The following is a 22,564-nucleotide window of genomic DNA, read 5'->3' on the forward strand; positions in this document are numbered from 1 at the left end:
ATCCTGGAGCGCGCCGGATCCTGCGGCACGCTACCAGGACCCGTTCCCTGCTCAGCGGGTGAGCCGGGCGACCCCGTCGACCGAGGTGACCTCCGCTCCGTGGCCCAGCCGCGCCCGGAAGGCCGACGCGGGCGTGGCGGTCACGGTGACCGTGCCGCCGTCGTCCACCACGTCGAACGTCACCTGCGCGTCCGACGCCGGGTCGGTCACCGTCGCGGTGCGCCGCGCCGGCCCGCCGGGGTACACGGTCACCAGGGGGTCGACGGTGTGGTCGTGGTCGGGGCGGTCGTCGCGGTCGGTCGTGACGAGCACCGCGCCCTCGCGCACCCACAGCGGCAGGCTCAGCACGTCGTGCACCTCGTCGCGCCAGCCGCCGGTGGCCTCCTCGCCCGTGAGCAGGTGGGTCCACCGGCCCTCCGGCAGGTAGTACCGCACGCGGCCCCCGGGCTGGAGCACCGGGGCCACCAGCAGGTCGTCGCCGATCAGGTACTGGCGGTCGAGGTGCTCGACGGCGGGGTCGTCGGGGAACGCCAGCACCATCGGCCGCGTGAAGGGCAGACCCTCCTCGTGGACGGTCCGGCCGACGTGCAGCAGGTACGGCATGAGCCGCATCTTCAGCCGCGTGAAGAACGCCGCGACCTCGACGGCCGACTCGCCCTCGGGGGTGCCGTCCTCGTCGAACGCCCACGGCACGCGGTAGCTCGACGACCCGTGCAGCCGGCTGTGCGAGGACAGCAGCCCGAACGCCAGCCAGCGCATGAACACCTCGCGGTCCGGCATCCCCTCGAACCCGCCGATGTCGTGGCTCCAGAACCCGTAGCCGCTCAGCGACAGCGACAGCCCGCCGCGCAGGGTCTCGGCCATCGACTCGAACGACGAGGAGTTGTCGCCGCCCCAGTGCACGGGCATCGTCTGCCCGCCGGCCGTGCCCGACCGCGCGAACACGACGGCCTCGCCGGTGCCGCGCTCGGACTCCAGGACGTCGAACACCGCGCGGTTGTACAGGTGCGCGTAGAGGTTGTGCATGGCCTCGGGGTCGGACCCGTCGTGCCACACCACGTCGGTGGGGATGCGCTCGCCGAAGTCGGTCTTGACCGCGTCGACGCCCTGACGCAGCAGCCGCCGGACGTAGCCCTGGTACCAGGCGGTCGCGGCGGGGTTCGTGAAGTCGACCAGGCCCATGCCGGCCTGCCACATGTCCCACTGCCACACGGAGCCGTCCGGCCGGCGTACCAGGTACCCGGCCTCCCGCGCCTCGTCGAACAGCGGCGACGCCTGCGCGATGTACGGGTTGACCCAGGCGCTGACGCGCAGCCCGCGGTCGTGCAGGCGCGCGAGCATGCCCTCGGGGTCCGGGAAGACGCGCGGGTCCCACTCGAAGTCGGTCCACTGGAACTCGCGCATCCAGAAGCAGTCGAAGTGGAACACCGACAGCGGGATGCCGCGCTCGGCCATGCCGTCGACGAACGACGTCACGGTCTGCTCGTCGTAGTCCGTGGTGAAGGACGTCGACAGCCACAGCCCGTAGGACCACGCCGGCACGACCGGCGGGCGCCCGGTGAGCGCGGTGTACCGGCGCAGCACGTCCGCGGGGGTCGGCCCGGCGACGACCAGGTACTCCAGCACCTCGCCGCGCACCGCGAACTGCACCTGCCCGACCGACTCGCTGCCGACCTCGAACGACACGTGCCCGGGGTGGTTGACCAGCACGCCGTAGCCGCGGTTCGTCAGGTAGAACGGCACGTTCTTGTACGCCTGCTCGCTGGCGGTGCCGCCGTCGGCGTTCCAGGTGTCGACGCTCTGGCCGTTCCTGGTCAGCGGCCCGAACCGCTCCCCCAGCCCGTAGACCAGCTCGCCGACGCCCAGCCCGAGCCGCCCCACGAGGTAGGTCCCGGCGGGCGCGCGCCCGTCGGGGCTGACGCCGGTCTCCCCCACCGGCTCGACGGCGACGGCCGCGTGCGCGTCGAGCCGCACGCGCGCCACCCCGTCGGGGCCGGTGCGCGTGAGCGGGGTGCCGTCCTCGGCCGTGAACGCGATGCCGAACGGCGCACCCCGGTGCACGTGGGCCGTCAGCGGGCCGGACGTGAGCGTCGCCCCGTCGGCGTCGGTGCCCGTGACGCCGACCGACCCGCGGGAGCCCGGCAGCCCGAACCCGGGCGCGGGGGCGCCCCCGCGGTGGTTCTCGACGCGGACCCGCACGACACCCTCGAGCGGGGAGTCGAGCGTCACCGTCAGCGCCGGCCGGTTCAGCGTGTCGCCGCGCCGCCCGATCTCCTTGGTCGGTGCGAGGACGCGCAGCGCGTCGCCGCGGTCGTCGATCGCGTACGCCTCGCGCGCGAGGAGCCGCTCCACGCCCGGGCGGGCCTGCCAGAAACCGTCGGTGAACTTCATCGCCTGCTGTCCGTGTCGTCTACGTCGTCTGCGTGCATGGGGGTGGGGCGCGGCGCCGTCACATCTTCACGGCACCTGCCGAGAGACCCGACTTCCAGAACCGCTGCAGGCTCAGGAACACCGCGATGATCGGGACCACGGACAGCAGCGCGCCGACGACGACGAGCGTCTGCAGGCCCGGCACCGTGATGGCCGCCTGGCTCCAGCCGGACAGGCCGACCGTGACCGGCTGCAGCCGCGTGTCGCTGAGCACCAGCAGCGGGAGCATGAAGTTGTTCCAGCTCGCGATGAAGGCGAACAGCAGGATCGTGACGCCGCCCGTGGAGAGCATCCGCAGCCCGATCGAGAAGAACGTCCGCACCTCGCCCGCACCGTCCAGGCGCGCGGCCTCGACGATCTCCTGCGGCACCGACGCCTGGGCGTAGGTGAACGCGAGCAGCACGCCGAACGGGTAGGCGATGGTCGGCAGCAGGACGCCGAGCATGGTGTTGTTCAGGCCGATCTCGACGAGCAGCTGGTAGATCGGCTGCGCGAGGACGGTCTGCGGCACGAGCATCGAGCCCAGCACGAGCGCGATGACGAACGCCCGCCCGCGGAACCGGTAGATCGCCAGCGCGTACCCCGACGCCAGGCTCACGAGCGTCATGAGGACCGAGCCGAGGCCCGAGTACACCAGGGAGTTGAGCATCCAGCGCCAGAAGATGCCGCCGTCGTAGGTCGACAGGTCCACGAGGTTCTGGCCGAGCTGCAGGTCCGCGAACCAGAACCCGGGCGTCCCGAACAGGTCGGCGGTCGACTTGGTCGCGGCGACCACCAGCCAGTAGATCGGCACGAGGAAGTACAGCGCGACCAGGACCATGACGACCCCGGCCAGCACCCGCGAGCGCACCGAGGGGCGTTCGCCCTCCTGCGTGGTGCGCGGGCGGCGACGCGCCGCGGTGGTCGGGCGCGCGGTGGTGGCGACGCTCATCGGTCAGCTCCGTTCCGGCGCCGCGAGACGCCCTGCACGACCAGCGACAGCACGAAGATGACGAGCCCCAGCACGACCGCCATGGCCGACCCGAGGTTGACGTCGCCGCCGAGCGTGGTCGCCTGGAAGATCGCCATGTTGGGCGTGTAGTCGCCGCTGATGTTGGACGTGACGGCCCGCATCGTCATCGGCTCGTTGAACAGCTGCATCGTCCCGATGATCGAGAACAGGAACGTCAGCGTGAGCGACGGCATGATCATCGGGATCTTGATGGACAGCGCGGTGCGCAGCTCGCTCGCGCCGTCGATGCGCGCGGCCTCGTAGATCTCCCGCGGCACGGACTGCAGCGCCGAGAACAGGATGACCATGTTGACGCCGGTCACCGACCAGACGGCCACGTTCGCCAGCGACCACAGCACGACGTCGGGCGACAGGAAGCTGACGTCCCACCCCACGGAGCGGAGGCCTTCGACGATCGGGCTGACCCGCGGCTGGTAGAGGAAGCCCCAGATGAGGGCGGCGACGACGGACGGCACCGCGTAGGGCATGAACACGCTGAGCTGGAAGAACGGCTTCCAGCGCACGAGCGCGGTGTCGAAGAGCAGGGCCAGCACGAGCGCCAGGCCGAGCATCACGGGGACCTGCACGACGCCGTACCCGAGCATCCGCCCGAAGCCGGCGACGAACCCGTCGTTCGACAGCGCCCGCACGTAGTTGTCGAGGCCGGCGAACACGACCTCGCCCTCGCCGCCGAAGCCCAGCCCGCTGCGCCTCGTCTGGAAGAAGCTCGAGTACACGGCGAGCACGATGGGCGCCATCGTGAACACGGCGAACAGCACCAGGAACGGTGCGAGGAACAGGTACGGGGCCCGGCGCTGCCCCCCGCCGGCGCGCGGGCGCCGGCGGGGGGTGCGACGGACGGCCGTGGCCGTCGCGGTCGTCACTTGACGTTCAGCCCCTGCTGCTCGAGCTGGGTCCGGGCGTACTCGGCGGCGGCGTCGAGCGCCTGCTCGAACGTCTGCGCGCCGTTGCCGACCTTGGCGAACTGGTCCTTGATGTTGTCCTGCACCAGGTCGTAGACCGGGCCGTCGACCCAGGAGGCCGGCACGTTCTCCGCGGCCTCCGCGAAGACGTCGTTGACGACCTGGCCGCCGAAGTACTCGTTCGGCTGGTGCAGCGCGTCGCTCTGCAGGCCGGACAGGGCCGCCGGGAACATGCTGTTCTCGCCGACCAGGATGTCGAGCGACTCGTCGGACGTGTTGAGCCAGGTGAGGAACTGCGCGGCCTGCGCCACGTCCTCGGTGCCGGTCGGGATGACGTCGACGGAGGAGTCACCCGCGCCCGCGGCCGTCGAGCCGGCCTCGGACACCGGGCTCGGCGCCACCGACCAGGAGCCGGCCAGGTCAGCCGCGTTGGCCTCGAGCATCGCCGGGAACCAGGCGGCGTAGTTGATCGTCGCGATGGTGCCGGCGTTGATCTCCGCCCAGTACTCGGGGGTCCACATGTCGACGACCTTGACCAGGTCCTCGTCCAGCAGGGTCTGCCACCGCTCGGCGACCTCCTTGCTGGCCTCGTCGTTCACGTCGACCGTCCACGCGTCGCCGTCGATGCCGAACCAGGAGCCCTCGTTCTGCCAGACGTCGGCGATCCAGTAGCCCGTCTCGTTGGGCGACATCTGGGCGATGTAGAGGTCCGGGTCGGCCGCCTTCAGCGCGCGGGCAGTCTCGAGGTACTCGTCCCACGTGGTCGGGACCGTCAGGCCGTGCTGCTCGAAGATGTCGCTGCGGTACATCAGGGCGTTCGGCCCGAAGTCCTGCGGCACCGCGTAGGTGCTGCCGTCGAACGTGACGTTGGCCCAGGACGCCTCGGTGAAGTCGTCCTCCAGGTCGCCGACGTACTCGGTGAGGTCGGTCAGCCGGTTGGCGATGACGTGCGACGGGATCGAGTGCACGGACATCTGCACGACGTCCGGCGCCGTGCCGTTGTCGATCGCCGCGGGGATCTTGTCGCCGTCGTCGCCGGTCATCCGGAAGAAGTCGACCTGGATGTCGGGGTTCTCCTCGTTCCAGAGGGCGACCGCGTCCTCCAGGCCGGTGGCCCAGCCCCAGAACTCCAGGGTGACGGGTCCCGCGGCACCGGTGTCGCCACCGGAGTCGTCGGACGAGGACGAGCACGCGGTGAGCGCGAGGGCTGCTCCCACCACGACCGAGGTCGCGGCGAGCAGGCGGGAGGAACGTGCCATCGTTGGCTTCCTTTCAGGGGGTCGGCTGGACGGGGTCGACCGGCCGGGCTGGGAGGGGCGTGCGCGCGGTCTCCCGCAGCACGAGGTGCGCGCCGGGGGCGAGGACGACCTCGCCGGCGACGGGACGGTCGGCGAGCAGGTCGTGCCCGTCGACCGTGAGCGCGCGGGGGACCTCGTCGTGGTTGACGGCGAGGAGGTAGGTGCCGGCTCCGGCGTGGCGCCGCACGACCTCGAGGCCGTCACCCGCCGCGGGGTGGTCGCGCGTGACGCCGGCGCGCGTGACGACGTCGGCCAGCAGCCGGCGCAGGGCCCCCGGCTCCAGGCGGGTGCCGACGTGGTACGCCGCACCGGCGCCGACGTCGTGGCGGGTGATCGCGGGGACCCCGTCGAGCACGCCCCCGGTCACGTGGGCGAGCGCCTCGGCGCCGCGCAGCTGCACGAGCTGCGACCAGCAGTCGCCGGTGGACCCGTCGTCGAGCGTGACGGTCTCGCCGGGTGCGAGCGGGTGGAGCTCCTCCACCCGGATGCCCAGCAGGTCGGCGAACGCCCCGCTGAAGGAGCCCTGGCGCACGCGCAGGTGCTCGTCGGTGGAGCCCGCGAAGTACCAGACGACGGCCGTGCCGCCCTGCTCGACGAAGCGGCGCAGCGCCTGCGCCTCGTCGTCGCTCACGGCGAGCTTGCTCGGCACCAGCACGACGTCGTACGCGCTCAGGTCGTCGCCCAGGCGGACGGCGTCGCAGCCGATGCCCTCCCACCACAGCGCGCGGTGGGCGGCCCGCACGGCGTCGAGGAAGCTCAGGTCGTCGGTCGGCATGGCGCGCGTCTCGGAGGACCACCAGGCCGTCGAGTCCCACACGAACGCGACGCGGTTCCGGTTGACCGGCCCGCCGTCCGCGGGCGGGGCCGCGAGCTCGCCGAGCCGGCCGAGCGTGGCGCCGAGGTCGCAGATCTCGCGGAACACCCGGGAGTCGGGCCCGGTGTGCGGCACCATCGGCGAGTGGAACATCTCGGCGCCGCCGCGCCCGTTGCGCCACTGGAAGAACAGGCTGCCGGTCGCCCCGCGGGCCAGGTACTGCATCGTGTTCCGCTCGAGGCGGCCGGGCTCCTTGGCGAAGATGCGGCCGGCCGCGTAGTCGTAGACCGTGCTCGTGGCCTGCTCCATGAGCGTCCACGGGCGGCCGCCGTTGAACGAGCGCGCCAGGTCCGCGCCGAACGCGGCGTGCACCTCGCCCTCCACGTCCCGCGCGGCCGGGTAGTGGTCGATCGACACCGTGTCGATCTCGGCGGCGAGGTCCCACTCGTCGTAGTGGTGCCACGACGGGAGCATGAAGTTGGTGGTGACCGGCACGTCGGGCGTGACGGCGCGGACCACCTCCACCTGGTCGCGCAGGCAGTCGCGCAGCAGGTCGGCGGAGAACCGCTTGAAGTCGAGCACGTGCGCCGGGTTCGGCAGGTACTGCGTGGCGCGCGGGGTGAGGATCTCCTCCCAGGCGCCGTAGCCCTGCGACCAGAACGCCGTCCACCACGCCGCGTTCAGCGCCTCGAGCGTGCCGTAACGCGCGCGGAGCCAGACCCGGAACGCCTCGTCGCTCACCGGCCCGTGCGAGACGGTGCCGTACTCGTTGTGCAGGTGCCACATCCGCAGCGCCGGGTGCTGCCCGTACCGCTCGGCGAGCATGCGCGTGATCCGCACGGCGGCCTCGCGGTACGCCGGCGCGGCGGGGTTGTAGGTGTCCCGGCTGCCGTGCACCAGGCGCACGCCGTCGGGGCGGACGGGCAGCGCCTCGGGGTGCGCGAGCGAGAACCACGGCGGCGGCGACGCGGTGGGGGTGGCGAGCACGACCCCGATGCCGGCGTCCGCCAGCTTGTCCATGATCGTGTCGAGCCACTCGACCTCGTACTCGCCCTCGCGCGGCTCGAGGCTCGACCAGGAGAAGACGCCGAGGGTCACCCGGTTCACGTGCGCCTGGCGCATGAGGCGGATGTCCTCGTCCCAGGTCTCCCGCGGCCACTGGTCGGGGTTGTAGTCCCCGCCGTAGACCAGCTCGTTGTCCTCGGTCACCGTTCCCCTCTCTGCGCGCGTCGTTCCCGAAGCGCTTCGCATCGACGCCGTGCGGCGCCCCGACGTGGTGCTCATGGGTGCTAGGCGGCGTCCGGCGCCGCGACGGAGCCGCGCTCGACGTAGGTCGGGGCGAGCCGCTCGACGACCGGCTCGCTCGCCCCCTCGATGCGGTCGACCAGCAGCTGCACGGCGCGCGCGCCCATGGTCGCCGCCGGCAGCGGCACGGTGTCCAGCGGGACGTCGTCGTCGCTGGTGTCGAAGCTCGCGCCCGCGACGACGAGCGACAGGTCGCCCGGGATGCGCAGCCCGGCCTCGAGGCAGGACCGCACGAACCGGTGCGTCGTCAGCTCGCTCGCGTTGAGCACGACCGCGCTGACGTCCGGCAGGAGCCGGCGCAGCCGGGGCAGCGCGGCGTCCGCGCCGAGGCGTCCCGGCTCGGGCGTCACGACCTCGCACCGCAGCCCGGTCGCCGCCGCGTGCGCCACGAAGGCGTCACGGAAGACCCGCGCGTAGTTCGTCCCGCGCTCGTACGTGACCTCCGGCTGACCCACCAGGCCCACCGCGCGGTGCCCCAGGCCGGCCAGCCGGTCCAGGCACAGGCGCGCGGCCGCCGCGAAGTCCAGGTCGACGCACCGCAGGCCCGTCGGGTCGTCCGGGACGCCGAGGAACACCGCGGGGTACCGGCCGGACCGCAGCTGGTCGGCCCGGCGGTCGCGCGCGTCGACGTCCATGACGACGATGCCGTCGGCGAGCGCGCTCGCGCTGACCCGCTCGATGCCGGCCGCCGCCTCGTCCTCGACCAGCAGCAGCGTGTCGTAGCCGTGCGCCCGGGCGGCCGTCGTGACGGCGAGCACGAAGCGCATGTGCGCGGGGGTCGAGGTGTCGGCGTGCAGCGGGGCCGACAGGGCGAGCATCTGGGCGCGCGTCCCCGCGAGCATCCGGGCACCGGCGTTGGGGTGGTAGCCCATCGTGCGGGCCACGGCCTCGATGCGGCTGCGGGTGTCGCTGGCCACGTGCCGCTTGCCGCTCAGCGCCGCCGAGACGGTGCTGATCGACACCCCGGCGACCCGGGCGACGTCGCTGATCGTGGCCACTGCTGTCCTCACCCTCGAAGCGCTTCGGGATGACAGTACGGGTCCGGGCCCGCGGGAGACAAACGCCCACGTCAGGCGGGCGGGGCGACGGGCGTCCGGGCGTCCGAGCGCTGCGACGCGGGCGCCGGGGTCAGGCGGTCAGGCGGTCAGGCGGTCAGGGCCACGCGGTCAGGGCAGGATCGCGTCGACGTAGCCGCCGTCCACGCGCAGCGCCCCGCCGGTGGTCGCGGACGCGAGCGGCGACGCCAGGTACACGACGAGGTTCGCGATCTCCTCCGGCTCGATGAGGCGCTGGATCAGCGACTGCGGCCGGTACCGCCGCATGAACTCCCGCTGCGCCTCGTCCCACGGCAGGTCGCGGTCCACCAGGGAGTACACGAAGTCCTCGACGCCGCCGGTGCGGGTCGGGCCGGCGATGACGGAGTTGACGGTGACGCCGGTGCCCGCGGCCTCCTTCGCGAAGCCGCGGGTGACGGCGAGCAGCGCCGTCTTCGACGTGCCGTAGTGGATCATCTCGGCGGGGATCACGACGGCGGAGTCGGACGCGATGCTCAGCACCCGGCCCCAGCCGGCGGCGGTCATGCCCGGCAGGTAGGTGCGGATCAGCCGCACGGCGGACAGCACGTTGACCTCGAAGTACCGGCGCCACTCGTCGTCGTCGATCTCCAGGGCCGGCCGGGCCTCGAAGACGCCGAGGTTGTTGACCAGGACGTCGACGTGCGGGACGACGGCGCGGACCGCGTCGACCCCCTCCTGCGTCGTGACGTCGCCGGGCGCCGCGACGAGCTGCCCGGCGCCCTCGGCGGCGAGGCGGTCGACGGCGGCGGCGACGGACGCCCCGGAGCGGCCGTTGACGGCGACCCGGGCACCGGCGCGCGCCAGGCCCGCGGCGATCGCCGCGCCGATGCCCTGGGTGGATCCGGTCACGAGCGCCGTGCGCCCGGTCAGGTCGAGCGTGGTCATGCCCCGACCGTAGGCGCTCGGCCCGCCCGCCGGCACCCGCAGCCGGTCGCGGTCGTCAGACCCACCACTGCGGCGGCAGCCCGGGCGACACGATCTCCAGCCCGTGGATGGCCGCGACCGCGACCAGCCGGCGGTCGTACGACGCGAACGCGGTCACGTCCGGGTGGGTGGCCGCGACCCCCAGGTGCAGCGCCGCGAACGGCGTCAGGACGCCCGTCGTCATCGAGGCCAGCCTGAGCGCCTGGTCGTGGTACCGGACCACCTCGAGGCCCTCGGCGACGTCGTGCGCGAGCGCGCGGACGTCCGCCGGTGCCTCGGCGACCGCGGCGCGCAGCTCGCTCAGGGACAGCGACGTGACGAGGAGATCGGGCCCGCGCCGGTCCGCCCACCTCAGCCAGTCCTCGTGGTGCTCCGATCCCGGGAGGTAGCGGACGAGCGCCGACCCGTCGGCGTAGACCCGCACGCCTGGCACCCTATCGGGCGGTGCCGGGCTCGCGGAGGCCCCCGACCTGCGGCGTCACGCGCCCCGGAGCCGCTCCATCGCGAGCTGCACCAGGGCGATGAGGGTCTGCTTCGTGGCCGTCCGCGAGCGGGCGTCCGTGTAGAGCACCGGCACGTGCGCCGGGATGGCGAGCGCCTCGCGGACGTCCTCCAGCCGGTGCTTGGCGATGCCGTCGAAGCAGTTGACCCCCACGACGAACGGGATGCCGCGGGACTCGAAGTAGTCGACCGCCGGGAAGCACTGGTCGAGCCGGTCCGTGTCGACCAGCACGACGGCGCCGATCGCACCCCGCACCAGGTCGTCCCACATGAACAGGAACCGGTCCTGCCCGGGCGTGCCGAACAGGTACAGCCAGAGCGACCCGGGCAGGGCGATGCGGCCGAAGTCCATGGCCACGGTCGTCGACGTCTTGCGGTCGGACACGCCTCCGGCGTCGTCCACGCCGACGGAGTGCTCGGTCATCGCGGCCTCGGTGTTGAGCGGCTCGATGTCCGAGATGGACCCGATGAACGTGGTCTTGCCGACCGCGAACCCGCCGGCCACGACGATCTTCACGACGGTGGGCGCGGCCCCGAGCGTGCCGGCGGCACCGGCCTGCCGGGCGGTCGGCACCGTGGACGACAGCGCCGGGGCGGCGTCAGAGGGCGGAAATGCCATTGAGAACACTCTCCAGGACGCTGAGGGACAGGGCGGGCGACTGCCCGGTGCGGACCTCGACCGGGTCGGAGGCGTGGACACGGACGTAGCCGGCGTCGACCAGGTCGGACACCACCACGCGGATCACGCCGATCGGCAGGTGCAGCAGCGCGGACAGCTCCGCGACCGAGATGTAGCCGTGGGAGGCGTGCTGGAGGATCGCGCGCTTCTCCGGCGTCAGGCCCTGTCCGGCCACCCCGTCGGGGAGCAGCTCGACCAGCGCCTCGAGGGGGTAGTCGGACCGGTCGGAGCGCACCCGGCCGCCGGTGAGGGCGTACGGGCGCACCGTCCGGGTCTCGAACTCGCTCTCGCTCATCCGGCGCTCACACGGTCGGAGCGCGGGTCGCGCCGTCGACGGGCAGGCTGCCGCGCATCTCGGAGATGAGCTGCGGCGTGAGCGTCGCCTCGGTGCGCGACACGAGCATGGCCATCTCGTACCCGATCAGGCCGACGTCGCACGTGGCGTCCGCCACGACGGCGAGCACGGAGCCGTTCGAGACGCTCATGAGGAACAGGAACAGGTTGTCCATCTCGACGATGGCCTGCCGGACGTCCCCGGCGCGGAGCTGGCGGGCGGCGCCGCGGGTCAGGCTGGACATGCCGGCGACGATCGCGGCGAGCTGGTCGCCGCTGGTCCGGTCGAGCTGCTCGGACATCGCCATGAGCAGGCCGTCCGCCGACACCACGAGCGTGTGCTGGGTGCCGGGCACGGTCCGGACGAAGTTGTCCAGCAGCCAGCCGAAGTTGGCGGCCTCGGTGCTGAGGGTGGTCACGCATCCTCCTGACGTGGTGCAGGCCCGCGGTGTGCGGCTGCGGGAACGGGTGTCACCATGACGGCGACGGCGGGACGGGCTGCTGGTCGGTGGCGGCGGACGGCGACGGCTCGCCGTCCGCGTCAGGAGCCGCGAGGGCACGACGGCCCCGGCGGGTCCCGGACTGGAAGCTCGACAGGCGGTCACGCAGCCCGTCGGCGTCCCGCGCGGCCGCCCGGCCCGGCTCGGGCGCGGACAGCTCGGGGGCTGCCGGGATCGAGGTCGGCACGCGGCGCGTCAGCGACTCCCCGGCCGGCCGCGCGTCGATCTTCGGCCGGTACGCGGACAGCTGGCTCAGCTCGCTCAACGCCTGCTCCTGGATGTCGGCTCGCAGGGCGAGCATCGCGGCGGCCTCCGGGTCCATGCCGCCCGGCTGGCGGGCGCCCTCGGCGCCGGCAGCCGGCTCGGACGCCGTCGCCTGCGCGGGGGCCGGCCAGGACGTGGCCTGCGGGCCGCCCGGGCCCTGCGGCGACCAGGCCGACGCCCAGGTGCTGATGTCCCGCGGCGGGCGGCGCTCGCCGGCGGGTGCCGCGGCCGGCTCAGGGGCGGGCGGCGGGACCGCGCCGGGAGTCCGGCGCCGGAGCGGTCCGGCGTCGTCGGCCGGGGGGGCGACCGACCACGCGGCCTCGCCGTCGGCGTCGGACTGCGCCACGGCGGGCGCCAGGGCGGACAGCGGCGGGACGAGGTCGGCGGAGCCGGCGGACAGGTCGGGCGCCGGCACGGGCCCGGCCGGGGCGAACGGCTCGGGCACCCCCGGGGCGGGCAGCACCGCGTCGTGCCCGTCGGCGACGGGCGCCGGCGGGGCGAGGAACGGGTCGACGGGGAACGCACCGGCGGGCGCCGCGGCGTCCGGGGCCGGCGTGTCAAGCGGGTGCCAGCCCGCGGCGGGCAGCCACGCGGCGCCGCCCGGGGCGGGTGCTGCGCCGGGCGCGGCCCCCGTGGGGTCGCCGGGCTGCGGTGCCGGGGGGTGCGGTGCCGGGAGCTGCGGGGCGGGGAGCTGCGCGGCAGTGGGCTCCGGGGCGGTGGGCTCCGGGGCGGCGTGCGCGCCACGGGCGGACCGTCGGGCGGGGGCCGCCGGGGACGCGGCCGGTGCGGGGAGCGCCGGTGCTGCCGGCGCCGGCACGGCCGGGGACGCGGCAGGGGCGGGGGCAGCAGCAGCGGGCGCGGCCGGAGCGACGGGGGGTGCCTCCCGCCGGCGGCGCAGCGAGAAGAACGAGCGACGGGCGCGCTGCCGGCGCGGCCGCTCGGCGGGCGGGGCCGGGTCGTCGCCGCGCACGAGCTCCGCGAAGTCGGGGAGGGCAGGCGGCGCGGCGGGCGGCTCGACGGCGGGCACCGGCTCGGCGGCGGGCACCGGCCCGGCCGCAGGGGCGCCGCCGTCCGGGACGAACGCGCCCGGCAGGAACGCACCCGGCACCGCACCGTCCACCGCGGGCTCGCCCGGCGGGAAGGCAACCGGCGCGAACGGGCTCGGCGCGAACGGGCTCGGCGCGAACGCGTCCGGCGCGACCGCGTCCGGCGCCACCGGGTCCGGCGTGGTCGGCGGGAACGGCTCCGGCGCGACCGGCCCCGGCACGGCGGGACCCGCTCCGGGGGCCACGGCGTCCCCGGGCTCCCCCGACCGCCAGGCGGTCTCGACGTCCCACGCGGCGCCGGGCACGTCGTCCCGGGCCGGCGTCGTCGCGGGGGTGGTGCCCTGCGGCGGGAGGACCTGCGTCTCGTCGGACCAGCGCGACGGGTCCGGCGGCGCGAACGCCGTCCCGGCCCAGACCTGCGACTCGAGCGCGGGGTCGTCGGGCACGAGGCCGGGGACCACGAGCGGCTCCGGCTCCGGGGGGGCGGCGGCAGCGGGCTCGTCCGCCGCCGCGGGGGCGTCGGGCAGCGGCCACGCGGACGCCGCACGGTCGCCCTCCGGCACGTCCGTGGGCCACCCGGGGACCGGGGCCTCCCGGAGGGACGGCTCTTCGGCGGGCGCCGCGGTCGCGCCGGGCACGGGTCCGTCCGGGCCGGGACCGGCGGCGACGGGTGCACCGCCGGCGGCGAGCGCGTCGCGTCCGCGGAAGCCGGCGAACAGGCCGCCGCGCGGGGCCGCGGGCGTCCGCTCCGCGGTCGTCGGGTCCTCGCCGGCGCCGGGGGTCTCGGTGGCCCCCGCGGGGCCGCGGGTCGGCAGCGCCGCGCCGCGGCTGGGGAGCGCGGCCGGCCCCCCGCCCGGTGCGACCATCGGCGTCCAGCCGCCGGCCTCGGCGGCCACCTCGGGGGCCAGGGTCGCCTCGGCGGGCGCGGGCAGCACCACGTCCTGCTCGGCCGGCGCCCCGTCGGGCGACGCCCCGGGCGTGCGGCGGCGCGGCAGTCCCGTCGGCGTGGCGCCGTCGGTCAGCGCGGCGAGGTCGACGGGCACGGCGACGGGCGGTTCGGCGGCGGGCAGCGCGCCCGTCTCGGGGCCGGAGGCGCGCTGCGGCCCGGCGAGCCCGCCGGCGAGCGCCGGGTCGTGGGCCGTGAACAGCGCGACGGGGAACTCGACGACGGCGAGCGTGCCGGACGACGCGGTCGACCGGGCCCGCTCCAGCCGGACGCGCGCGCCGAGGCGCTGCGACAGCCGGGCGACCACGTACAGGCCGAGCCGCTGGGCGCCGAGCGCCTCGGTGGGCGACGTCGACCGGATGGTGGCGTTCGCCGCGGACAGCTCGTCGGGGGCCATGCCGAGGCCCTGGTCGGCGATGCGCACCACCACGTGGTCGTCCTCGACGGCTGTGGCGACCTGCACCGGCGTGCCGGGCTCCGAGAACAGGGTGGCGTTCTCGAGCAGCTCCGCGAGCAGGTGCGCGGCGGCCAGGGCGTTGAAGCCGTGCATCAGGGGGTCGGCGCCGAGGTCGAGCTGCACGCGGTCGTACTGCTCGATCTCGGACGACGCGGTGCGGACCACGTCCGACAGCGGCATCGCCTCGCGCAGGCGGCGGCCGGAGTCGATGCCGGCGAGCACGAGCAGCGACTCGGCGTTGCGGCGCATGCGGGTGGCGAGGTGGTCGAGGCGGAACAGGTTCGCCAGCGTCGCCGGGTCCTCCTCCGAGCGCTCGAGGGAGTCGATGAACGCGAGCTGGCGACCGAGCAGCACCTGGTCGCGGCGGGCGACGTTGACGAACATCTCCGCGATCGACCCGCGCAGCGCCGCCTGCTCGCGGGCGACCTCGATGGTGGTGGCGTTGACGTCGTTGAAGGCCTGCGCGAGCCGCCCGACCTCGTCCCGCGACTCCACGGGCAGGTTCGCCAGCGTCAGGTCGGGGGTCTCACCGGGCACCGCCACCTGCTCGACGAGGCGCGGCAGCTCCTCGCGGACCTGACCGGCCGCGACGGTGAGGCGCCGCAGCGGGACGACGATGCCGCGGGAGACGACGAGCGCGATGAGGATGGACAGCGCCGCCGCGACGGCCGCGACGCCGCCGGTGATGAGGGCCTGCTCCTGGGCCTGCGTCGCGATGGTGTCGGCGCGGTCGCCCGCGGCGGCCAGCACGTCCGACGCCACGGGGCGCAGCACCGCGAGCTCGGCGTTCACCAGCGAGTTCCACCGGGTGGGGTCGACCTCGGCGATCGTCTCGGGGTTGCCGGACTCCAGCGCGAGCTGCATCGCCGTGAGGTCGGCGTCGCGCGAGGCGAGCTGCAGGCCGGGCAGGCGCAGGGTGTTCGTGATCGACCGCGCCTCGTCGCGCGCCTGGTCCTGCACGGCGAACAGGGAGGCGAGCTCGCGCACCTGCGCGCCGTCGGCGCCGTCGGTCGCGATCACGTCGGCGGCGACCGGCTGGGCGCGCAGCACCTGCTCGATCGTGTCGGCGACCGCGCCGAACGCCGACATGCGGCTCGCCAGGGACCGCTCCGAGAGCGTCTCCGCCACCGTGACGGGCACCTGGTTGTCCGCCCGGACGATGTCGGTGTAGTTGCTGTCGACCAGCGACGGCGGGATGGAGCCGGCGTCCACGCGGTCGCGGATCTCGATGAGGCGGGTGTGCTGGTTGCTGGCGTTCGTCACCGCGTCGGCCACGCGGGCGTCCAGCGCCGACAGGTCGACCGACCGCAGCGCGACGCCCAGGGCCGCGATCGCGTCGTCCGTCGCGGAGCGCGACACCGTGAGGTTGCCGCCGAGCGCGCTGTCGCTGGCCTCCTGCACGGACAGGGTGCGCTCCTGCTGCAGCGCCTGGGCCGCGCGGGAGTACTGCGGCAGGGTCGCCACGATGTCGCGGACGGTCGCCGCGGTGCGGGCCTCGTCGACGGACTGCGCGGCGATGTACCCCGCGGCGAGCAGCAGGACGAGCACGGGCACCGCGAGGACCGCCAGCACCTTGGCGCGGATGCCGAGCCTGCGCAGCATGTCGACCTGCCTCCCGAGTCCCTGGTCGCCCGCGGGGGCCCGTGGCGGCGCCCCCCGTCCGACATGCATCGGCGCGCCGGGGCCCGGACATGAGCGCTCCGCGTGGATTCTTCCCGGCCGGGGGCTCGGGAGGCGTGCCCGGGTCGTCCGGACGGGTGACCGGTGCCGCCGACCGCGGCGGTCACCCGGCCCGTGCGTAGCCTGGGCGGGTGCGCGTCGTCGAGGTCGTCCGTCCGGGTGGTCCGGAGCAGCTCGCGGTCGCGGACCGCCCCGACCCGGTGCCCGGCCCGGGCGAGGTGCTGGTCCGCACCGCCGCCGCGGGCGTGAACCGCGCGGACGTCCTGCAGCGGCAGGGGCACTACCCGCCGCCCGCCGGCGCGCCCGACTGGCCGGGGCTCGAGATCTCCGGCGAGGTCGCCGGTCACGGCCCGGGCGTCGACGCCGCCGCCTGGCCGCTCGGCGCCCGGGTCGCCGCCCTGCTGCCCGGTGGCGGGTACGCGACGGCCGCGGCGGTGAACGCCGGCCTGCTGCTGCCCGTGCCGGACGGGATCGACCTCGTCGACGCCGCCGGGCTGCCGGAGGCGGTGTGCACCGCCTGGTCGAACCTCGTGGACGCGGGGCGGCTGCGCGCCGGCGACACGCTGCTGGTGCAGGGCGGCTCCGGGGGCGTCGGGTCGGTGGCGGTCCAGCTCGGGGCGGCGCTCGGGGCGCATGTCGTGGCCACGGCGGGCGGGCCCGGGCGCGCGGCCCGCTGCCGGGAGCTCGGCGCCCGCACGGTCGTCGACCACCGCACCGCCGACGTGGCCGACGCGGTCCGGGAGGCCACGGGCGGCCACGGCGCGGACGTGGTGCTGGACGTGCTCGGCGCCGGCGGCCTCGCGACGAACCTCGCGGCGCTCGCGACGGGCGGGCGCCTGGTCGTCATCGGCACGCAGCGCGGGACGCGCGGGGAGATCGACCTGGGGCTGCTCCTCGCCCGGCGGGCCAGCGTCATCGGCACGACGCTGCGGTCCCGCCCGCTCGCCGAGCGGACCCGGATCGTCGCGGACGTGCGCGTGCACGCCTGGCCCCTGCTCGCGGACGGCCGGCTCCGGCCGGTGGTCCACGCCCGGCTGCCGCTGGAGCGGGCCGGGGACGCGCACCGGCTGCTCGACTCGGGCGAGGTCTTCGGCAAGGTCGTGCTCACGACCTGACGCCCCGGGCCGTCGCGTCCGGCCCCCGCCCGCCCGAGCGGGCCGGGGCAGGTGCCGCTCCGGGCCGCGCGCGAGAGGATGGTGGCATGAGCGAGCCCAGCACCCCCGGCCGGAACCCGCGCATCGTCGTGCTCGGCGGCGACGACCCCGGCACGGAGCGGGCACCCGGCGCGCCCGACGGCCCGTCCGGCGCGCCGCAGGACGCCGCCGAGGACCCGGCCGCCGTCGTCGGCGAGCCCGCGAAGGTGATGCGGATCGGCACGATGATCAAGCAGCTGCTCGAGGAGGTGCGCAGCGCCCCGCTCGACGAGGCGGCCCGCGCGCGCCTCGCCGAGGTGCACGAGCGGTCCCTGCACGAGCTGGAGGACGGCCTGTCCCCCGAGCTCATCGACGAGCTGCACCGCATCACGCTGCCGTTCGCCGACGAGCAGACCCCGAGCGACGCGGAGCTGCGGATCGCGCAGGCGCAGCTCGTGGGCTGGCTCGAGGGCCTGTTCCACGGCATCCAGACGGCGCTGGTCGCCCAGCAGATGGCCGCGCAGGCGCAGCTCACGCAGATGCGCCGCGCTCTGCCCGGGGGTCACGGCACGGGGGTGCCGGGTGCGCCCGGCGCCGCCGCGGGCCCGGGCGAGCAGGGACCCGGGCAGTACCTCTGACGCCCCCGCCGCCGGTCGGGCGGCGTCGGCCGGTCACGCGGCGTCGGCCGGTCCGGGCTCCGGGGCGCGCCTGCGCGCGGTGAGCACGATCGCGACCGACACGCACGCCAGTCCGACGACCTCCCACCCGTGCGGCCACTGCCGCAGCGCGACCGCCCCGACCACGGCCGCCGTCGCCGGCAGCATCGCCAGCAGGACCGCGAACGTCGCGGCGGTGACCCGGCGCAGCACCACCTGCTCGATCGCGTAGGGCACGACGGAGGACAGCACCGCGATCCCGAGCACCGCGAGCGCGAGGCGCGCGTCGTGCAGGACGGGCGCCGCCGGTGCGGCGAGGAACGGCGCGCCGACCAGCGCACCCGTGGTCATGCCGACGGCCAGCGAGGTGATCCCGTCGGGTCGCGCGGGCGCGGTGCCGGCGTCCCCGTCCGCCGGGGACCGCCGCCGGCGCGCACTGCCCTGCGCCACGCGCCGCCCGAGCAGGATGTACCCGGCCCAGCACGCCGCGGCCAGGCCGATGGCGACGAGCCCGCGCAGGCTGTCCTCCCCGCCGCCGCGCAGCTCCACGCCGGCGAGCGCCACGACACCGGCCGCGGCCACGACGATGCCGAGCCGCTCCCGCCACGCCCGCCCCGTGACGGCCGCGACCGCGACCGGGCCGATGAACTCGATCGCCACGGCGGTGCCCAGCGGCAGCACGTCGATCGCCACGTAGAACGTCACGTTCATGGCCGCGAGCACCACCCCGAACAGCGCGGCCGCACCGAGGTCCCCGCGGGTCCAGCGGGCGCGCCACGGCCGGCGCCACGCGAGCAGCACGAGCGCCGCGACCGCGATCCGCAGCCACGCCACCGTCGGGGACGGGACGACGGCGAACAGCGCCACCGCCAGGGCGGCGCCGCCGTACTGCGCGAGGCCGGAGACGAGGAACAGCGCGGGCGCCGGGACCCGCGCGAGCGCCCCGCCGCCACCACCGCCCGCGCCGGCGCCACCGCCCGGTCCGCCGTCCGCCCGCGACCCCGGCGCGGCCGGCTCCCCGGGTGCCGAGGGCGTCCCCTCCGTCGTCGCGCGCATCGACGTCGCACTCTACGCACCGCGCGGGCAGCACGACGCCCCGGTGCCACGTGCGCACCGGGGCGTCGGCCGGTCAGCCCTTCACGGACCCCGCGAGCAGGCCGCGCACGAAGTACCGCTGCAGCGAGATGAACACGATCAGCGGCACGACCATCGAGATGAACGCGCCGGCCGTGAGCACGTGCCAGTCGCCGCCGCGGGTGCCCGCCATCTCGGCGACCGCCACGGTCAGCGGCCGCGACGTCGGGTTGGCGAACGTCAGACCGACCAGCAGGTCGTTCCACACCCACAGGAACTGGAAGATGCCGAACGCCGCGATGGCCGGCACCAGGAGCGGCAGGAGCACCCGGAAGAAGATCTTCACGTGGCCCGCGCCGTCGACCCGCGCCGCCTCGACGAGCGACGACGGGATCTCCTTCATGAAGTTGTGGAGCAGGAAGATCGCCAGGGGCAGCGCGAAGATCGAGTGCGACAGCCACACCGTCCAGAACGACCCCTCGACGCCGACGCTCACGTAGTCCCGCAGCAGCGGCACCAGCGCCACCTGGAGCGGGACGATCTGGAGCGCGAAGACGGCGACGAACAGGAACTCGCGGCCCTTGAAGTCGATCCACGCGAACGCGTACGCCGCGAGCAGCGCGATGGTGATCGGGATGACCACCGCGGGGATCGTGATGACGAACGAGTTGACGAAGTACGTCGCCAGGTTCGCGCCGGAGCCGAACAGCGCCTGGTCGTAGTTGTCGAGCGTGAACTCGGACTCGCCGCTGAACAGCCCGCCGAACACCGTCCACCAGCCGGAGCGGCGGATGTCGAGCTCGGGCCGGAACGACGTGACGAGCAGGCCGATCGAGGGGATCGTCCACAGGATCGCGATGAGGATCGCCGCGAACGAGGCCCAGGGGGACGACAGCTTGCCCTTGGTGGCGATGGCCCGGCGCTCGAGGCGGCTGAGCCGGCGCGCGCCGACGGACGTCGAGCCGGTCCCGGAGGCCGCCTCGTCGAGCGCGGCGGCCGTCGGGACCACGGGGGGCGGGGGTGTGGACGTCATCGGATCTCCTCCGCCTTCCGCAGCTGCCGCACGTTGTAGATCACGATCGGGATCACCAGGATGAACAGGATCACCGCGAGCGCGGCACCCAGGCCCTGGTTGTTCTGCCGGAAGGACTGCGTGTAGAACTCGTTCGCGATGACCTGCGTGTTGAACTGCCCGCCGGTCATGGTGCGGACGATGTCGAAGACCTTGAGCGTGCCGATGGCGATGGTGGTCAGCACGACGACCATCGCGGGTCGGATGGACGGCACCGTGATGTAGCGGAACATCCGCATGCCGCCGAGCCCGTCGAGGCGCGCGGCCTCGACGATGTCGTCCGGGATCGCCTTGATGGCCGCGGAGAGCACGGTCATCGCGAAACCGGTCTGGATCCACACCATCACGACGATGAGGAACATGGTGTTCCACGGCGAGTTGATGAGGAACTGCTGGGGTTCGAGGCCGATCCAGACCAGCACCTGGTTGAGCAGACCCGTCTGCTTGACCCCGGGCTGGTTCGGCTTGAACTCGTAGACGAACTTCCAGATGATCGACGCGCCCACCATCGAGATCGCCATCGGCACGAACACGAGCGCCTTGGCGAGCTTCTCGAACCGCGTCCGGTCCACCAGCACCGCGTACACCAGGCCGATGCCGGTGGACAGCAGCGGCACCAGCACCACCCACATCGCGGTGTTGACCAGGACGCTCTGGAACTGCCCCTCGGTCAGGGCGCGCTGGTAGTTGTCGAGCCCGATGAACTCGTTGCCGCGCTTGTCGAAGAACGAGTTCCAGAACGTGATGAGCGCCGGCCGCACCAGCCCGAAGGCCAGCAGCAGCAGCGCCGGGCCTGCGAACGCCGTGGCCACCACCCAGCGCGGGATCCTCTTGGGGCGGTCCACCAGGAAGAGGATCGCCCCCATCACGACGACGAACAGGACGATGGCGAACCCCATGAGGGCGAACTTCTCGCCAGGCGTCGATGCTTGCGTCAGCCAGTCCATGTGCCCCTCCGAGCCACGTCGGCCTGCCCGGCCGGCGGGGGCGGACCCCCGGCCGGCCGAGCAGGCCGCTTGCCGATCAGGTGATGTCGACCGTGCAGGTCAGGACGACGGCCAGGAGGCCTCGATCGCGTCCGTGACCTCCTCGGTGGAGGAGCCCGTCAGCCAGTTGACGATGCCGGTCCAGAAGGTGCCGGCACCGACCTCGCCGGGCATCAGGTCGGACGCGTCGAACCGGATGACGGCGTCGGGGTCGGAGAGGATCTCGGCCGACAGCTTGTCGAAGTCGGTGGCGAGGTTCTCGGTGTCGAGCCCGTTGTTCGCGCTGACCCAGCCGCCCATCGGGGTGGCCTTGGCCTTGGCGTTGGCCCAGTCCGCGGAGGACAGGTAGGTCTGGAACGCCTGGACCTCGGGACGGTCGTTGAAGGCCGCCACGAACTCGCCGCCGCCGAGCACCGGCTTGATGTCGGTCTGGTTGGTCGGCAGGTAGAACGCGTAGACGTCACCGTCCGGCGCGACCTCGGTGCCCTCCGGCCACTGCGTGGCGTAGAAGTTCGCCGCGCGGTGCATCCAGCAGGTGCCGTCGAGGATCGGGAAGCCCGCGTCCGTCCACGGGGTGGTGGCGATGGAGTCCACGCCGCCGAGGCCCGCGTTCACGTAGTCGGGGTTCTTGAGGATCTCGCCGACCGTGTCGAAGGCCTCGTTGACCTGCGGGTCGTTGAACGGGATCTCGTGGGTGTACCACTGGTCGTACACGTCGGGGCCCGCGGTGCGGAGCATGACGTCCTCGACCCAGTCGGTGCCCGGCCAGCCGGTGGCGTCGCCGGACTCCACGCCCGCGCACCACGGCATGGCGCCGTCGTCGACGATCTGCTGGGACAGGTCCATCATGTCGTCCCAGGTCTCCGGGATGTCGTACCCGGCGTCCTCGAACATCGCCGGCGAGTACCAGACGAACGACTTCGCGTTGGCGCCGAGCGGGGCGGCGTAGAACGTGCCGTCGACCGACCCGTAGTCCTTCCACGACTCGGAGAAGAACTCGTCCACGTTGGCCGCGGTCGCGTCGGGCGCCGGGACGATCGCGTCCGGGAAGTCCTGGACGATCGTCTTCAGCAGGCCGGGCTGCGGCAGGTACGCGATGTCCGGGGCGTTGCCGGCCTGGATGCGGACGAGCAGCTGGGCCTCGAACTCGCGGGAGCCCTCGTACTCCACCGTGACGCCGGTGCACTCCTCGAACGGGGTGTAGGAGTCCTCCTGGGTCTTCTGCTCGGGCTCGACGATCGACGTGTAGACGGTCACCGTGGTGCCGTCGAGGTCGCCGAACTCGTCGTAGGCGGAGCAGTCGATCTCGGACGACGCGCCGGTGTCCCCGCCGCCGCCCCCCGTGCTCTCGTCGCCCGAGTCACCCCCGGAACATGCCGTCAGCGCGAGCGCGAACCCGAGCCCGCCGGCGACGACGACGCCTGCCCGGCGTCGACGAATCCTGGTCATGCTGTGCCTCCACCTCGTCGTGGTTGC

General features: G+C 74.4%; 18 protein-coding genes. 2 read left to right on the forward strand and 16 right to left on the reverse strand.

Annotated features, from left to right (window positions below; translation table 11 throughout):
* Nucleotides 1–51: 51 nt before the first annotated feature.
* The 12 genes from yicI to AAHH18_RS00615 form a co-directional block, all read right to left on the reverse strand.
* Nucleotides 52–2,391 (reverse strand): alpha-xylosidase, encoded by a 2,340-nt coding sequence (yicI, locus tag AAHH18_RS00560; protein WP_343300179.1) that lies wholly within the window; start codon nt 2,389–2,391, stop codon nt 52–54.
* A gap of 58 nt (nt 2,392–2,449) precedes the next feature.
* The gene (locus tag AAHH18_RS00565) at nt 2,450–3,361 is read right to left on the reverse strand and encodes a carbohydrate ABC transporter permease (RefSeq protein WP_283318999.1); all 912 of its coding nucleotides are present in this window, start codon (nt 3,359–3,361) and stop codon (nt 2,450–2,452) included.
* Complete coding sequence (locus tag AAHH18_RS00570; RefSeq protein ID WP_283318998.1) at nt 3,358–4,305, reverse strand: carbohydrate ABC transporter permease; 948 nt, start codon at nt 4,303–4,305, stop codon at nt 3,358–3,360. Before AAHH18_RS00570 ends, AAHH18_RS00565 begins: the two co-directional genes overlap by 4 nt.
* Complete coding sequence (locus tag AAHH18_RS00575) at nt 4,302–5,603, reverse strand: ABC transporter substrate-binding protein (protein WP_343300180.1); 1,302 nt, start codon at nt 5,601–5,603, stop codon at nt 4,302–4,304. The genes AAHH18_RS00570 and AAHH18_RS00575 overlap by 4 nt, the downstream gene beginning before the upstream one ends.
* Nucleotides 5,604–5,616: 13 nt before the next feature.
* Complete coding sequence (locus AAHH18_RS00580) at nt 5,617–7,665, reverse strand: beta-galactosidase (RefSeq protein WP_343300181.1); 2,049 nt, start codon at nt 7,663–7,665, stop codon at nt 5,617–5,619.
* Nucleotides 7,666–7,745: 80 nt separating this feature from the next.
* A complete protein-coding gene (locus AAHH18_RS00585) occupies nt 7,746–8,759 on the reverse strand; it encodes a LacI family DNA-binding transcriptional regulator (protein WP_343300182.1) in 1,014 nt (337 codons plus the stop codon).
* A 168-nt stretch (nt 8,760–8,927) separates the two neighbouring features.
* The gene (locus tag AAHH18_RS00590) at nt 8,928–9,722 is read right to left on the reverse strand and encodes an SDR family NAD(P)-dependent oxidoreductase (protein ID WP_343300183.1); all 795 of its coding nucleotides are present in this window, start codon (nt 9,720–9,722) and stop codon (nt 8,928–8,930) included.
* A 55-nt stretch (nt 9,723–9,777) separates the two neighbouring features.
* Nucleotides 9,778–10,185 (reverse strand): PIN domain-containing protein, encoded by a 408-nt coding sequence (locus AAHH18_RS00595; protein WP_283318993.1) that lies wholly within the window; start codon nt 10,183–10,185, stop codon nt 9,778–9,780.
* A 54-nt stretch (nt 10,186–10,239) separates the two neighbouring features.
* Nucleotides 10,240–10,881, reverse strand: a complete 642-nt coding sequence (locus tag AAHH18_RS00600; RefSeq protein ID WP_255595830.1) for a GTP-binding protein — start codon at nt 10,879–10,881, stop codon at nt 10,240–10,242.
* Nucleotides 10,862–11,236 carry a DUF742 domain-containing protein gene (locus AAHH18_RS00605; protein ID WP_283318992.1) on the reverse strand — a complete coding sequence of 125 codons (375 nt, stop codon included), beginning with the start codon at nt 11,234–11,236 and terminating at the stop codon, nt 10,862–10,864. Before AAHH18_RS00605 ends, AAHH18_RS00600 begins: the two co-directional genes overlap by 20 nt.
* A 7-nt stretch (nt 11,237–11,243) precedes the next feature.
* Complete coding sequence (locus AAHH18_RS00610; RefSeq protein WP_222170662.1) at nt 11,244–11,693, reverse strand: roadblock/LC7 domain-containing protein; 450 nt, start codon at nt 11,691–11,693, stop codon at nt 11,244–11,246.
* 52 nt (nt 11,694–11,745) lie between these two features.
* Nucleotides 11,746–16,089, reverse strand: coding sequence for a sensor histidine kinase (locus AAHH18_RS00615; protein ID WP_343300184.1), 4,344 nt, complete (start codon nt 16,087–16,089; stop codon nt 11,746–11,748).
* A gap of 209 nt (nt 16,090–16,298) precedes the next feature.
* Between AAHH18_RS00615 and AAHH18_RS00620 the strand changes: the two genes are divergently transcribed.
* The gene (locus AAHH18_RS00620) at nt 16,299–17,282 is read left to right on the forward strand and encodes an NAD(P)H-quinone oxidoreductase (protein WP_343300185.1); all 984 of its coding nucleotides are present in this window, start codon (nt 16,299–16,301) and stop codon (nt 17,280–17,282) included.
* A gap of 86 nt (nt 17,283–17,368) precedes the next feature.
* Nucleotides 17,369–17,938: a bacterial proteasome activator family protein gene (locus AAHH18_RS00625; RefSeq protein WP_283318988.1), complete on the forward strand. Its 570-nt coding sequence runs from the start codon at nt 17,369–17,371 to the stop codon at nt 17,936–17,938.
* A 33-nt stretch (nt 17,939–17,971) separates the two neighbouring features.
* Here the strand turns inward: AAHH18_RS00625 and AAHH18_RS00630 are convergent, their stop codons facing one another.
* From AAHH18_RS00630 to AAHH18_RS00645, 4 genes are all read right to left on the reverse strand, one after another.
* Nucleotides 17,972–19,012, reverse strand: coding sequence for an EamA family transporter (locus AAHH18_RS00630; protein WP_343300186.1), 1,041 nt, complete (start codon nt 19,010–19,012; stop codon nt 17,972–17,974).
* A gap of 73 nt (nt 19,013–19,085) precedes the next feature.
* The gene (locus AAHH18_RS00635) at nt 19,086–20,063 is read right to left on the reverse strand and encodes a carbohydrate ABC transporter permease (protein WP_283318986.1); all 978 of its coding nucleotides are present in this window, start codon (nt 20,061–20,063) and stop codon (nt 19,086–19,088) included.
* On the reverse strand, nt 20,060–21,049 hold the full coding sequence (locus AAHH18_RS00640; protein ID WP_283318985.1) for a carbohydrate ABC transporter permease: 990 nt from the start codon (nt 21,047–21,049) through the stop codon (nt 20,060–20,062). The genes AAHH18_RS00635 and AAHH18_RS00640 overlap by 4 nt, the downstream gene beginning before the upstream one ends.
* Before the next feature lie 99 nt (nt 21,050–21,148).
* A complete protein-coding gene (locus AAHH18_RS00645) occupies nt 21,149–22,537 on the reverse strand; it encodes an ABC transporter substrate-binding protein (protein WP_283318984.1) in 1,389 nt (462 codons plus the stop codon).
* Nucleotides 22,538–22,564 lie beyond the last annotated feature (27 nt).

The organism is Cellulomonas olei (genome assembly GCF_039548315.1).
Taxonomy (GTDB): Bacteria; Actinomycetota; Actinomycetes; order Actinomycetales; family Cellulomonadaceae; genus Cellulomonas.